Below are 14062 nucleotides of genomic sequence, written 5' to 3' on the forward strand. Positions count from 1 at the left end.
GGTGTCGCCACAGGTGTCGCCACGTCCAAAGCCATAGTGGGCGTAGTTTGTCGCCGGTGTCGCCGGTGTCGCCAGCATCCGTACCAACTAGTTGTCCGGTGGTATGAAGAATGGCAGGCCGACCCACCTCCATGGTTCCTGTGAACCTCACAGACGTGCGACGCTTGAGGAACCCTTGAGTGTCAGGGTAACGCTGACATCGAGTAGCTAAATCTCCGGCACGCGGCGTGAGCGAGCTCACTTGGCCGGAGCTTTCCGAGTAAAGGCAAAGGGCCGGACGTCTCTGGCCCCTTGCTCCTTATGTTTCAAAGATAGAGAGCGGAGTTGATTGGGGAACTATTAGGATTTTAAACTCCTCGAAGACACATTGATTTGCTCGAATCGATCATTAGAGCAGGACCTTCAGTATCCATTCGCAATTAGCGTTTTATAGTCATCGACAAATTTAGGCCTAAGATAAAAACGAAAATAAGCTTGCTCTACAGCTTTAAAATATTCGGTTGATGAGTTCCAAGTCACTAGGGACAGCACGCTCGCGGAGGGGCCAGTGTCGCTGTGGTAGTCGTTGTACTTGACCAGGTCGTCGAAGCGGAAACCCAAGTCGGCCAGTTGCATGTAGGTTGCCACCTCTTCATCAGATAGTGTCGACTGTAGGTTGGGTTTTTCTTGATTACCAACCGTTTCAGATAACAACTCCTCGTCCCATCGCGGCCATAGTTGGCTGTAAGATAAGTAACGAGCAGCTTCCTCATCCTCGGGTAAGGACTCTTTGCTGAGTTCTCGAGTTGCTTTGACAAACTCCTTATAGAGCGCAAAATAGGCAAGGGTTACACCAGACTCCAGAGCAAACGCGATTGTCTTTTCTGCAGTCTGGCGAGTTTCACTTCGCCCACCTAGCATGAAGTATGCCTTCGTGTGTATTCCAGCAGTTTTCAAGCGTGAAAACAGTGCGACAATATCTTCGTTCCTATAGGTCGTCCCGGCTTTCAGGCGTCGCCGACGTTTTTCGTCGCCGTGCTCCACGCCGAAAGCTAGCATCCGGCATCCTGATCTAACCAACATAGACACAAAGCTATTACCTGGCCAACACGCCTCGTAATGGAAAAAATCCTCAAGCCTGAAAATTCCCCTCCAAACAAATAGCTCGTTGTGCGATTGGCTGATGCTGTGAAGTCCTTTAAGGAATGCGTCTGCCCATTCCATTGCTTTTGCCTGCGAGACTTTATCGAGATTATCTATGGCTGCTACTTGGGGAAGCAGATTGTCGTCAATGAACTGGATTCGCAGGTTTGGATACGTGCGCGCCAAGCCATTCAGCTCGCTTAGCACTGAATCAACTGATCTGCGGCGCTCTCCTCCGCTCAGTGATTTACGTTCTGTGCAGAAAGAGCAATTCCAATCGCACCCTTGCGACATAACTACGTGGGCTTCGTACAACGTGTCACTGCCAGAACGCGTCTTTGCAGGCTCATAACGACCTGTCGGGCCACAATACACCCGCCGATCAACGTTTAATGTCTCCCAAAGTGGACTGCGATGATTTACGGCGTGTATTGCTTCTACACTTTCAGATGTACTTTGGACATCCCTCAATGCGACGATTGAACTGTTCTCGTTGGCAATTAAATATCTCGACGACGGCCAAGGCCCTTGCGTGTCCAGCGCGGTCACCAAGCGGGTAAGGTTCTCAAACGCATCATTAGATATTGCGAAATCCCATGATCCCCATTCCTCATCATCTTCTGCCGAGAACTGCCAAGCATTTAGATTTGCGGCTGGGCCCCCAACAACAAGGACTGGCCTCGAGGTCTGTCGTCGAATTTCCTTGAGTAGCTGATGTGCTGATCGAACAGTACTCAATACTACGTTGAGTCCAATCAGGTCGAACGTGTGGGCATGCGTTGAAACGTTTCTGTAAAACTGCGGATATCGATGGCAGTCTACTAACTGTACGTCATGACCAGTCAGCGAAAGGTGTGTGGCGATTAATCCCAAGCCAAGCGGTGGGGTGCTAGTGGTTGAGGCTTCATGTCGCCCCGTTGAAGATACCTGGATAGGTGGAAGCACCAGCAGAACTCTCTTGATGCTCCTCTGAGCATCAATTAACGCGCCCCGCACTTCCGGATGCATGGAACCGTTGAGATTATTAGTCGGCATGCCGATTAGGGGGCCGAATAACCGTCGTGAATGCGGAAAATCGTAGATCGAAAATTTTCGCAGAGTTGGTTTTTTAGAGGTGCGTTCATGCTCGCGTGCGTACAGCTGCAGGAATTCGCGTTGAAGCCAAGGATGTCCAGAGTCAAAGGCTACTGCTTTATCGACGATAGCCCCTAGGCTACTGAGTAAGTTATCCCACTCACTTTTAGCGCGAGATAGAGCTGCTGATTCTAAACGCGACCGAAGCGTACTCGAGAAGGCGAGATCTATTGCAGCCCAGCGGACCGCCTCCTCCTCATCCCCAGCCATTGAATTGAGCAGTTGCAAAATTTGGTGGCTGGGGATACCAGATGTGAGTAGCCCGGCATATAGACGCTTATCTCCGCGCCAAGCCAGTTTGATTTCAGAGCCATGGTAGTCACGAAAGAAGTTGAACGCTTGATCTACCGACTGGCGAACTGCATCTGGCTTAAGCCCTGACAGAGCAAGTAGAGAGGGTGCCAAGGCCGGAGCCTCATGCAGAAGAGATGTGACGTCGTGCGGTAAAGCCAGCAGTTTTTGGCATCTCGCTGTCTCGGCTTCATATCCCTTCAAGTGTATGCCTGGTTTAATTACTAGTAAGATCTCTGGATATACAATCGCAATGCGCGCGAGCCGCACTTGTACAAGGTTGTCGTTTTCCAATAGCAAAGTAAAAGGCTTGAGGAATTTGGTCGCGAGTGATTTCGAGCGATGAGGGAATTCTTTGGCGAAGCGGCAGACGTAATACAGCAACTCTCTGCACAAAAAGCTATCAGAGCAAATTGCGTTCAACATCTCAGGGGCTATCAGCCGGGTGAATTCGCGAAAGGAAGGGGCTATGCTGGAACTTGCGGCCATGTACCGCCAGCATAAATCCAAGTAGCCGGTATCACGTATCGTTAGATGAGTCTCTCCAGAATCTATTTGGAGCTGCCCCTCCAAAGCCTGGGACAAAGCTTGCCCTATCGTTTCTAGCTGTTGCAGTAAATATTTCCGTTCCGCAATACCAGCGTTCTTTCCCAAATTACTAAACGCATTGAACGCGGAACATAAAACGCTCCAGTCTCGTTCGATATGCCCATCGGCGCAGGCCTCCAGCGCAAGTGCAATGGTCCCAGACTCCTCTGCGCCCGTGGTATCTCTTGAGGCTACTTTCTGGCGAGTGCGCCAGTTCACTGAACTTGGAAAGTCCCAACCTATCTGTTCGATTAGTACATATGCGCATCGATCCCAGGTGTATTCCGCCTGAAGGCTCTTGGCTAGCATCGCTGCAGCTTTTTTCCTTCGCGGATAATCATTGACGATGCGAATGAGTGCCTGTGCGATGGTTGTGCGGTCCTGCTCGTTCGATATTCCTGGTTTGATGCTACCAGCAAGACTGACAAACTCGACGCTTTCGAATGGCACACTCGGCAACTGCTGCCTCAAGTCCTCAATTAACAGAGCGAGGCCAGACTGCCGGGAGCAAACCAAAGGTACACCAGCACAAAGAGCCTCCCAGCCGGTTAGGCCAAATCCCTCATGCCAAGACGGCATTAACGCAATGTGAGAGGACGCTAGCCATTGGTACATCTGCCCCTGATCGGTTGAGAATGGCTGGGCCTCGATCTCGAATGCTGTCGAACTCCGAGCTCGCATCATCAACGGTGTAAGCAGTTCTTCATCCTCGATTGGATCAACACCGCAGGCATAAAGGCACCCTCGATTGGACCAGCGCCCTTGACCCAACTCCCGCTGGGTTTGATAGGCTTCTAGTAACGCATCGATCGCAAGAAATCCATTTTTGATCGTATCGTCTTCCCGGTTGAGACGACCAGAGATGAAGAAGCGCAGTCCTTGACGCTCATCTTCTGGTTGACATTGGATTTCGGCAGCTCCGGGAATAAGCCGATGCACTCGCCCCTTTCCTTTATCACCGCGCTTACGGGCAATTTGAAAGTTACTTTCGAGCAAAGGACCAACGGCGAAAGCAAAATCGGCCGCAGCAACTGTCTCGTGCTGGGCCTGTGACCGACTGGTTACCTGGCTTAACGTCTGCCCTTTATTGCGGCCATATTCGGCGTAATCCATGTGGCTTACCACAGCGGAAATGATTTCTGACTCACGAACTTTCTTTTTTAGCGTGTTAACACAGTCAATGGCGATCTGACCGGTTTTAACATCGTGACCTACAACCAGTACCCCACGAGGAAGAAGCTCTGAAGAGAAATGTTGGGACAAAATATCGTCGGCAATTAAATCCGCGTCGCCTGAGTACTTTCTCAGCTCGACACCGTCCATTAGGGAGGGACCGGCAGGCATTTCAGCGACATAACAAATGCAGCAGCTGTCCTTTGGAAGAATCTTAGCCATCCCTTTGGCCAATCCAGTATTGAAGACGTTGATGCCTCCTAGCTCGCTACCCCAACGAGTGGCGATAAACACGACGACGTATCCCATGACGCACCCCAGTCCTTGATAATCGAGATGTTACATGTTTAGAGAGGGTAAAGACTGTTACCTTGCGAGCTATTGCTCACAGGTTTAGATGAGATTGTGCAGTTGGAGTCTCGTCGCCATCTTTGGATGTAGCGTACTGCGCCCAACGCTCCATCAGCTCTCGACGTTTATCGAAGAAATCAGATCGGGAATAAGCGCTTTCGGTTTCACCTCGCTCATCATGAGCCAATGCCAGCTCACAAATCTCTCGAGGGAAGCTGGTCTGCTCGCCTGCCCAATCGCGGAACGTTGAGCGGAATCCATGGCGAGTGATATTTTGATAGCCGAGGCCGTGCAACAGGTTACGAATGCCATTGGCGTGCATGACGCCGCTGCGACCACTCCCTGGAAATACGTAGGGGCTTTCGCGGACGAGTTTTGGAAGATTCTTGAGTAATGAGATCATCTCTGGTGCCAACGGGATCGCGAAAGCCTGGCGGGTCTTCATTCGTTCATCAGGTAAAGACCAGCGACCGGACTCAAGGTCGAATTCATCCCAGCGTGCGAATCGGACCATGTGTGAGCGAGCGCCTGTTAGGATCAGTAACTGAGCCGCGACAGAAACGTGGCTGGTGTCCTTACGCAAGGCTTCCATGAGCTTCGGCAGGTCCTGCCATTTCAGCGCGGGATGATGCTGGCGTTTGCGAGCTTTCTTTTTCTCATACCGGCTGAGCAGGTTTTCTAGATGGCCGCGCCAGCGTGCCGGATTCTCTCCGGTCCTGAGGCCTCGGGCTCTGGCGGCATCCAGGATCTGTTCGATTTGCCCACGTACTTCGTCAGCCGTCCGCGTTTTGATTGACCATAGTGGCTGCAGTACTTTGATCAGATGTTTGGTCTCGATCTGGTCAGCTGACAGCTTCCCTATTGTAGGGAAAGCGTAGAGTTCGAGCTTCCTCAGCCAACCCTTGCGCCATTTCTCTGACCAGCTCGAACCGTGGGCATCGCGGTAGTCGGCGGCCAGTTTCTCGAAGGTAATCAGCTGTGCCAGTTCTTGGCGTTCGGCTTCACGCTGAGCGGCTTGTTCTGCCTGTCGTTTTGCTAGGGGATCTGTGCCGTTGAGGATCTGGACTTTGTGTTCATAAGCGGCGGCTCGGGCTTTTTTCAGGTCGAGTTGAGGATAGCCGCCCAACCCCATCTCTCGCCGTTTGCCGTGTATCTGGAAGCGCAGCACCCAAAATTTTCGACCTGAATCCTTGATGACCATGCGTAATCCATCGCCGTCTTCATAGGTTCCAGGCTCGGTCAGGTTTTTGACTTGTTTCGCGGTCAGCTTGCCCATTTTTCTACCCTCAGTTCCCCCACCAGTTCCCCCACTTAGCTGCGGAAGAGGGTGGATCAAAACGGAAGTCACAGGAACAAAAATAGGCTGAAACCCTTGATCCAGCAAGGCTGTCGCGGTTCTCAGTAGATGAGAGTGGTTTTCAAAAAAGCATTAAAAAGCCGGCTTGTGGCCGGCTTCTCGGGGACTGGCTTGGTTTATTTTTGGTAAACCGCGCCAGCCTTCAAAACGTACACCCGGATCTTGCGTCCGGCTGTGGGACTTGGCGAGAAAGTGATCTGCCTTGTCGGTGCGATCTGAGCCTTGGAAAGGGTCGATGCGCAAATGTGGGGCGCAGCATACTGATTTTTTTGAGGAATTCCCAGCTTGGTGTGCGGGATAGAGCGATTGCGCTGAGGCGTAGCAGCTGCCGAAGGCTGCTACAGGGCTTCGTATTTACAGGAACGGTACGGACGGTCTGCGTTTGTTGAGCGTCGACCACCAGAACACCCATCCCAATACCCTGATGTTCTGCTTGTCGATCTGCTCGGCGTTGAAGATCTCATCCGGATACTCGGCACGATTGTGGCTGCGCAACCGCAGCGCATTTCCCGGCATCCGGTGCAGGTATTTGATTCGTAACATCCCGTCATGCTCGATCGCATAGATCTCGCCATCGATAATCTGCGTAAGCCCGCGATCAATGGCGAGGGTAGAACCGTCTTCAATCTTCTCCGCCATGCTGTTGCCGATCATATGGGTGCAGATGGCATTGGCATGTTTGATTTCCAGGGAGTCGAGGTGGCTGTGGGGCAGGCGGATGGATTGGCCGGGGTCCTCGACGACGTGGGTTTTGTTGGAGCCTGGGGCGGTGGCGGTCTCTTTGAAGAAGGGCAGTTCGACGTCGATGGGTTCGATCACCGTGTAGATGCCCCGGATGGCTTGGGCGTCGAAGGTGTTGCCGGACTCGTCGAGCACACGCAGGCGTGAGGACTCTTTAGGGCCTTCGCCGGTTTTCAGCCAGTCACTGTTGACAGACAGAAGTCGGGAGACTTCCTCCATGCGATAAGCGGGCACACCACGGGTGTACCAGTTATGGATATTTTGCGCTTCCGTGTCGAAGAAAGCGGCAAATCCTGTCGTTGTGATGTTGGCTGCTTCGAGGAGCGCTCTGAACCGTGGGCCGCTAGTGTTCTTTTTCATAAACACGAGTCTACGGGCGCAGGATGGGGGTTTGAATAAACGACCCGTTCAAATTTCGAGGGAAATTTAAGACCGGATGTAAGACGCTTTTCGTAAAAAATAAACAGGCAAACACCCAGGCCGAAATGCTCAAAACTCATTGTTAAAAGCGTTCCAGGCAGGCACAAAAAACCCCGGATCAACCGGGGTTTTTCTTGAAGCGTGAGGCTAGAAACTAACCGTTGCTTCTCAGCCTTTGTAGGCAGCGACCGACTTGGTGATCGCGGCGCGGGCGGCGTCTGCGCCGTCCCAGCCTTCGATTTTCACCCATTTGCCTTTTTCGAGGTCTTTGTAGTTCGCGAAGAAGTGCTCGATCTGTTGGATCAGCAGGGCTGGCAGGTCAGTGTATTCCTTCACGTCCACGTACAGCTGGGACAGCTTGTCGTGTGGGACTGCGATGACTTTAGCATCGCCGCCGCCGTCGTCGGTCATGTTCAGGATGCCGACTGGACGCGCGCGGATCACCGAACCTGGAGCAACCGGGTAAGGAGTCACGACCAGCACGTCGAGGGGATCACCGTCGTCAGCCAGGGTGTTCGGGATGTAACCGTAGTTGGCCGGGTAGAACATTGGGGTGGCCATGAAACGGTCAACGAACAGGCAGTCGCTGTCTTTGTCGATTTCGTATTTGATCGGCGCGTGGTTGGCCGGGATCTCGATCGCGACGTAGATGTCGTTCGGCAGGTCTTTGCCAGCCGGAATCTTGCTGTAGCTCATTGGGCGGTGCCCCCGTTAGTTGACCAAAAATACTTGGCCGGATTGACCAAAAAGTGGCGGCGATTATAGGCATATTCCGCCGTTGATGCCATGCACCTAAGGGTCGTAGAGACCTTAGTCGCGTGCCTGATAGACCGGGTCTTCGGCCAGAAGTTGCCGTAGACGGGCCAGCGGATCCTGACGGTAAAACAACTTCAACTGCTCGTAGACCTGTGGATAAGCCTCGTAAAGCAGATCCGGGGCGCTGAAGAAGTATTCGCTGGTGACCGCGAAGAACTCGGCGGGGTTTTCCGCGGCGTACGGGTCGATGGCGGTTTCAGCGTCCGGGTTGCGCTCCAGTTGCCGGTCGAGGTCGTCATAGGCTTCCTGCATGACCTTGGCCCAGTCGCTGACGCGCATGTCGGCGTGCAGCGGTGGCAGGCCATTGGCGTTGCCGTTGAGCATGTCGAGTTTGTGTGCGAGTTCGTGGATCACCAGGTTGTAGCCTTCCCAGCCACCGCTGGCCATTACGCCGGGCCAGGCGAGGATGATCGGGCCTTGCTGCCAGGCTTCGCCGCTGTGTTCACCATCCCATTCGTGTTCGACGCCGCTGGCATCGCGATGGCGCTGGGGGCTGAGGAAGTCGTCGGGGTAGAGGATGACTTCGTGAAAGCCCTGATACCAGTTCAGATCACCCAAATGCATGAGCGGTAATTGGGCCTGGGCGGCGAGCAGTAGGCGCTGCTCCTGGTGGAGTTCGACGCCGGGCAGGGCGGTCAGGTGTTTGTCTTGCAGGAACAGCACGCTGGCTTCGCGCAGCCACTGGTCTTCGGCCGCGCTGATGCCATCGAGGAAGCTCAGGTGATGGCGCACCCGTTGCCACATGTCGTCGGCAATCGGATGCCTGGCCAGGGTGCGCCGGCGTCGCCAGGCGCTAAGGGACCACATCGTCAGTCAGCGGGGTTCGGCTTTGGACGCGGCATTAGCGAGACGGCTGCGGATCACGCCAATGATCATCGGTAGCAGCGACACCAGGATGATACCCACCACCAGCAGCGACAGGTTTTTCTTGATGAACGGTACGTTGCCGAAGAAGTAACCGAGGGTTACCAGGCCACCCACCCAGAGGATGGTGCCGAAAATGCTGAAGGCAAAGAAACGCGGGTAAGGCATTTTGCCAACGCCGGCGACGAACGGAGCAAAGGTACGGATGATTGGCATGAAGCGCGCCAGGGTCACGGTTTTGCCGCCGTGTTTGTCGTAGAAATCGTGGGTTTGTTGCAGGTAATCGCGGCGGAAGATTTTCGAGTTCGGGTTACTGAACAGCCGTTCGCCGACGGTGCGGCCGATCACGTAGTTGGTGCTGTCGCCGAGGATCGCCGCCAGCATCAGCAGGCCGCCCAGCAGTACCGGATCCATGCCGCCACCGGCCGCCACGGCGCCCGCGATGAACAGCAGGGAATCGCCCGGCAGGAACGGCATCACCACCAGTCCGGTTTCGCAGAAGATCACCATGAACAGGATGGCGTAGATCCATGCTCCGTAGTTGTTCACCAGCATCTCGAGGTAAACATCGAGATGCAGAATAACGTCGATCGGGTTGAAATCCATGGAAAGCACCTGTGGTGATGGCCCGACTCAGCAGGCCTGTGCGGATAGCTTCGCGTAAGACTACAGCGGGGTGTGATTTTTCTTACGAGCCGTGAGGTGTGGGCATTATACGGGGTGAAAAGTGAAAAACGCGTCGAGTTTGTAGCGAGGAATGTCGATGTGTTTCAGGGTTTGTCGGAAAAGGTCGCAGCCTTCGGTAGCACCTACAGCTTCGAGGTTGCCTCGGTCGATGCAGGCGCTGCCGAAGGCTGCGATCTTCTTGGTGAGCTTAAAGTTCGTCACTGATCGGCAATACGTAATTCTTGAACTCGGTGTCTTCCCTGAATCCGATGGATTCGTAGGTTTTCTGCGCGACTTCGTTGTTGCTGCTGGTGGAAACGCGCATGCGCACGGCATTGGTTTCCTTGGCCATTTTCTTCGCGGTGCGGATCAGGTTGTCGGCCACCAACTGGCGTCGGGCGTCTTCGGCGACGTAGATGTCGTTGAGGATCCACACGCGTTTGAGCGAAAGAGACGAGAAGCTCGGGTACAACTGACAGAAACCCAACAGTTTGTTGTTGTCGTCATCGGCCAGGGCCAGGTAGATCACCGACTCTTTGCGCCGCAGGCGCTTTTCGAGGAACGCTCGGGACGAGTCCGGATACGGCAGGGAACCGTAAAACTCGCGATATTTGACGAACAACGGGGTCAGCAGGTCCAGGTGTTCGAGGGTCGCTTGAATAATCCGCATGGTAGGTCTCGTCTTCAAGTGGCTGTCTTACATGGTGACGGCGATAGGAAACCCTTGGCGGCCGTGCATCGATCCTGCCTTAAACCGGAATAGAAACGCAATGCGGAAACGGTTCAGGCATCCGACGGACTGAGTAGGAAATTACCTTTCAAACCTGCTCCTGTGTCCGACTCCAGCGTCTGAACCTGGGCTTCGTCCTTCAGACTGACCCCCGATAACTGCCGCCGACAGGCTTCGCGCATCAAATACAGCAAACGGTGTGCCGCCATGCCGTAACTCAAGCCTTCGAGCCGGACATTCGAGATGCAGTTGCGGTAGGCATCCGTCAGTCCGACCTTGGGATTATAGGTGAAATACAGCCCCAGGCTGTCTGGAGAGCTTAATCCAGGGCGTTCCCCGATCAGAATGACCACCATTTTTGCGCCCAGCAGCTCGCCAATCTCGTCAGCCACCGCAACCCGGCCTTGTTCCACCAGAATCACCGGCGACAGGGACCAGCCTTCGATAGCTGTCTGTTCTTCCATGCGTGCCAGAAACGGCAAGGTGTGGCGATGAACGGCCAGTGCCGAGAGACCATCGGCCACCACAACAGCCAGATCCACCCCGCCTGGATGGGCTCGCGAGTAATCACGCAGAGTCTGCGCTGACTCATCACTCAACTTGCGCCCCAAATCGGGGCGCTGCAAATAGCTGTTCCGATCCGTGGCGGCACTGTGCAGCAGCAAACTCTCACGCCCACGCTCGGTCAGTTGCGAACTGAGCGCCGAGTGATCGAAAGGCAGGTGCACCGCATCCCGGGCCTGGGCATGGGCGTACTGGAAATCCAGCTGCGCGCGGGTCGGCATGCTGGTGCCGGTACGGCCGAGGGCAATGCGTGCCGGGGTCAGGCGGCGCAGTTCCAGCAATGGGTTCTGCGGATCGACAGGTGGTTCATACATATAAACACTCATCCCAGTTGCGCCAATGCCTGGCGGAACGCCGGTGGCAGGCTGTTGCCGAAGTGAATTTTGCCGTCCGCCTGGGTGAAGATGCCCATGTTCGCCAGCCACTGTTCAAACTCCGGCGCTGGTTTCAGGCCCAGGGTTTGCCGGGCGTAGAGGGCGTCGTGGAACGAGGTGGTCTGGTAATTGAGCATGATGTCATCGGAGCCGGGGATGCCCATGATGAAGTTGATCCCGGCCACACCCAGCAAGGTCAGCAGAGTGTCCATGTCGTCCTGGTCGGCTTCGGCATGGTTGGTGTAACAGATATCGCAGCCCATGGGGACGCCCAGCAGCTTGCCGCAGAAGTGGTCTTCGAGGCCGGCGCGGATGATCTGTTTACCGTTATAGAGGTATTCCGGGCCGATGAAGCCTACGACGGTGTTCACCAGAAACGGTTTGAAATGCCGTGCCACGGCGTACGCGCGGGTTTCACAGGTCTGTTGATCGATGCCGTGGTGGGCGTTGGCCGACAAGGCACTGCCTTGGCCGGTCTCGAAATACATCAGGTTTTGGCCCAATGTGCCGCGATTCAGGCTCAAGCCCGCGTCGTAGCCTTCCTGTAAAACGTTGAGGTTGATGCCGAAACTGGCGTTGGCCGCTTCGGTGCCGGCAATTGACTGGAACACCAGGTCCAGCGGAACCCCGCGATTGACCGCCTCGATGGAGGTGGTGACGTGGGTCAGCACGCAGGCCTGTGTCGGAATGTCGTAGCGCTGGATGATCGCGTCGAGCATTTCCAGAATGGCGCAGATCGAAGCGATGCTGTCGGTGGCCGGGTTGATGCCGATCATCGCGTCACCATTGCCGTACAGCAGGCCGTCGAGAATGCTGGCGGCGATGCCGGCCGGTTCGTCGGTGGGATGATTGGGTTGCAGGCGCGTCGAGAGCCGACCGCGCAGGCCCAGGGTGCCGCGGAACTTGGTGACCACGCGGATTTTCTGCGCCACCAGCACCAGATCCTGCACGCGCATGATCTTCGACACGGCGGCGACCATTTCCGGGGTCAGGCCGGGGGCGAGGGCGCGCAGGCTTTGTTCATCGGCGGCTTCGCTGAGCAGCCAGTCGCGGAAACCGCCGACGGTGAGGTGGCTGACCGCTTTAAAAGCCTGTTTGTCGTGAGTGTCGATGATCAGTCGGGTGACCTCATCGGCCTCGTAAGGAATCAGCACTTCCTCCAGGAAGTGGGCCAGCGGGGTGTCGGCCAGGGCCATCTGCGCGGCCACCCGCTCGCCATCGTTGAGGGCGGCAACGCCGGCCAGAAAGTCCCCGGAGCGCGCCGGGCTGGCTTTGGCCATGACCTCCTTGAGGCTGTCGAAGCGGTAGGTTTGGGCGCCGACGGTATGGGCAAATACGGCCATGGGACGGTGTCCTCCTGATTCAATAAATATCTCAAATGCACCACTAAACCCCTGTGGGAGCGGGTTCTGGTGCACTTCAATAGGGCTGGCGCCGGGAATCAGCCCGGCGCCGGTGCATTTCAGACGCCTTCGAGCATCGCATCTGCCGGCGCATCGGCGCGTTGCTTGGCGGTCAGTTGGAAATACAGGTAACCGGCCACCATGAAACCGAGGAACACACAGCCGATCAGCGCGTTGAACCAGGCCATCGCCACCAGGCACACCACCGCCAGAAACAGCGCGATCCCCGGTACGATCGGGTAGCCCGGCGCGCGGAAGGTGCGCTCCAGGTTGGGTTCGGTTTTACGCAGTTTGAACAGGCTCAGCATACTGATGATGTACATCACGATGGCGCCGAATACCGACATGGTGATCATTGCAGCCGTCAGCGTCATGCCTTGCAGGTTGACCAGGCCATCGCTGTAGATCGCCGCGATACCGATCACGCCGCCCGCCAGGATCGCCCGGTGCGGGGTCTGGAAGCGCGACAGTTTGGCCAGGGAGGCCGGCAGGTAACCGGCGCGAGCCAGGGCGAAGAACTGCCGCGAATAACCCAGAATGATCCCGTGGAAGCTCGCCACCAGGCCAAACAGACCGATCCACACCAACATGTGCATCCAGCTCGAGTTGTTGCCGACCACGGCTTTCATCGCCTGAGGCAGTGGGTCGTTGATGTTCGACAGTTGGCGCCAGTCGCCGACACCGCCGGCCATGACCATCACGCCGATGGCGAGGAACACCAGGGTCAGAATGCCGCTGACGTAAGCCTTGGGAATCGTGCGTTTCGGGTCCTTGGCCTCTTCGGCGGCCATGGCTGCGCCTTCAATGGCGAGGAAAAACCAGATCGCGAACGGGATGGCCGCAAAGATGCCGGGAATCGAGGCCATGCTGAATTCGTTGGCGCCCGACCAGCCGTTGAGCACGAAGTTACTGAAGCTGAAGCCCGGTGCGACCACACCCATGAACACCAGCAATTCGGCGACGGCAAGCACGGTGACCACCAGTTCGAAGGTGGCCGCGATGCTCACGCCGAGGATATTCAGGGTCATGAACACGAAATAGGCGCCAACAGCGGCGATCTTCGGGTCCAGTTCCGGGTATTGCACATTGAGGTAGGCGCCGATGGCCATGGCAATTGCCGGTGGCGCAAAGACGAATTCGATCAGGGTGGCGATGCCGGCGATCAGTCCGCCTCGCTCGCCGAAGGCTCGGCGGCTGTAGGCAAACGGCCCGCCAGCGTGGGGAATGGCGGTGGTCAATTCGGTGAAACTGAAAATGAAGCAGGTGTACATCGTCGCCACCATCAATGCGGTGACGAGAAAACCCAGGGTACCTGCGGTGCCCCAGCCATAACTCCAGCCGAAATACTCGCCGGAAATCACCAGGCCGACGGCAATGCCCCATAGATGCAGGGTGCCGAGTGTGGGTTTGAGCTGTGTAGTAGAAGTCATAGGTCCTCTCTGCGTAGTAGAAGTCATAAGTCCTCTCT

Annotated in this window: 10 protein-coding genes; all 10 read right to left on the reverse strand. The window is 55.7% G+C overall.

Going from position 1 to position 14062, the window contains the following annotated elements; genetic code table 11:
• Nucleotides 1-402 precede the first annotated feature (402 nt).
• Nucleotides 403-4617, reverse strand: a complete 4215-nt coding sequence (locus AC07VO_RS18060; protein WP_495007655.1) for a radical SAM protein — start codon at nucleotides 4615-4617, stop codon at nucleotides 403-405.
• Nucleotides 4618-4693: 76 nt separating this feature from the next.
• The gene (locus AC07VO_RS18065) at nucleotides 4694-5935 is read right to left on the reverse strand and encodes a tyrosine-type recombinase/integrase (protein WP_186764727.1); all 1242 of its coding nucleotides are present in this window, start codon (nucleotides 5933-5935) and stop codon (nucleotides 4694-4696) included.
• A gap of 435 nt (nucleotides 5936-6370) precedes the next feature.
• Nucleotides 6371-7117: a S24 family peptidase gene (locus tag AC07VO_RS18070; protein ID WP_086945945.1), complete on the reverse strand. Its 747-nt coding sequence runs from the start codon at nucleotides 7115-7117 to the stop codon at nucleotides 6371-6373.
• 228 nt (nucleotides 7118-7345) lie between these two features.
• Nucleotides 7346-7873, reverse strand: a complete 528-nt coding sequence (ppa, locus tag AC07VO_RS18075) for an inorganic diphosphatase (RefSeq protein ID WP_007933577.1) — start codon at nucleotides 7871-7873, stop codon at nucleotides 7346-7348.
• Between the two features lie 114 nt (nucleotides 7874-7987).
• On the reverse strand, nucleotides 7988-8800 hold the full coding sequence (locus tag AC07VO_RS18080; protein ID WP_086945944.1) for a M90 family metallopeptidase: 813 nt from the start codon (nucleotides 8798-8800) through the stop codon (nucleotides 7988-7990).
• Nucleotides 8801-8806: 6 nt separating this feature from the next.
• Nucleotides 8807-9463, reverse strand: a complete 657-nt coding sequence (locus tag AC07VO_RS18085) for a DedA family protein (protein ID WP_018925731.1) — start codon at nucleotides 9461-9463, stop codon at nucleotides 8807-8809.
• A gap of 268 nt (nucleotides 9464-9731) precedes the next feature.
• The gene (locus tag AC07VO_RS18090; protein WP_018925733.1) at nucleotides 9732-10193 is read right to left on the reverse strand and encodes a GNAT family N-acetyltransferase; all 462 of its coding nucleotides are present in this window, start codon (nucleotides 10191-10193) and stop codon (nucleotides 9732-9734) included.
• A gap of 113 nt (nucleotides 10194-10306) precedes the next feature.
• Nucleotides 10307-11131, reverse strand: a complete 825-nt coding sequence (gene eutC, locus AC07VO_RS18095; RefSeq protein WP_173861148.1) for an ethanolamine ammonia-lyase subunit EutC — start codon at nucleotides 11129-11131, stop codon at nucleotides 10307-10309.
• An 8-nt stretch (nucleotides 11132-11139) separates the two neighbouring features.
• Nucleotides 11140-12534, reverse strand: a complete 1395-nt coding sequence (locus tag AC07VO_RS18100) for an ethanolamine ammonia-lyase subunit EutB (protein WP_018925735.1) — start codon at nucleotides 12532-12534, stop codon at nucleotides 11140-11142.
• Between the two features lie 119 nt (nucleotides 12535-12653).
• Nucleotides 12654-14024, reverse strand: a complete 1371-nt coding sequence (gene eat, locus AC07VO_RS18105) for an ethanolamine permease (RefSeq protein ID WP_019581359.1) — start codon at nucleotides 14022-14024, stop codon at nucleotides 12654-12656.
• Between the last annotated feature and the right edge of the window lie 38 nt (nucleotides 14025-14062).

It is taken from the genome of Pseudomonas sp. GW821-FHT03E01 (assembly GCF_059420765.1).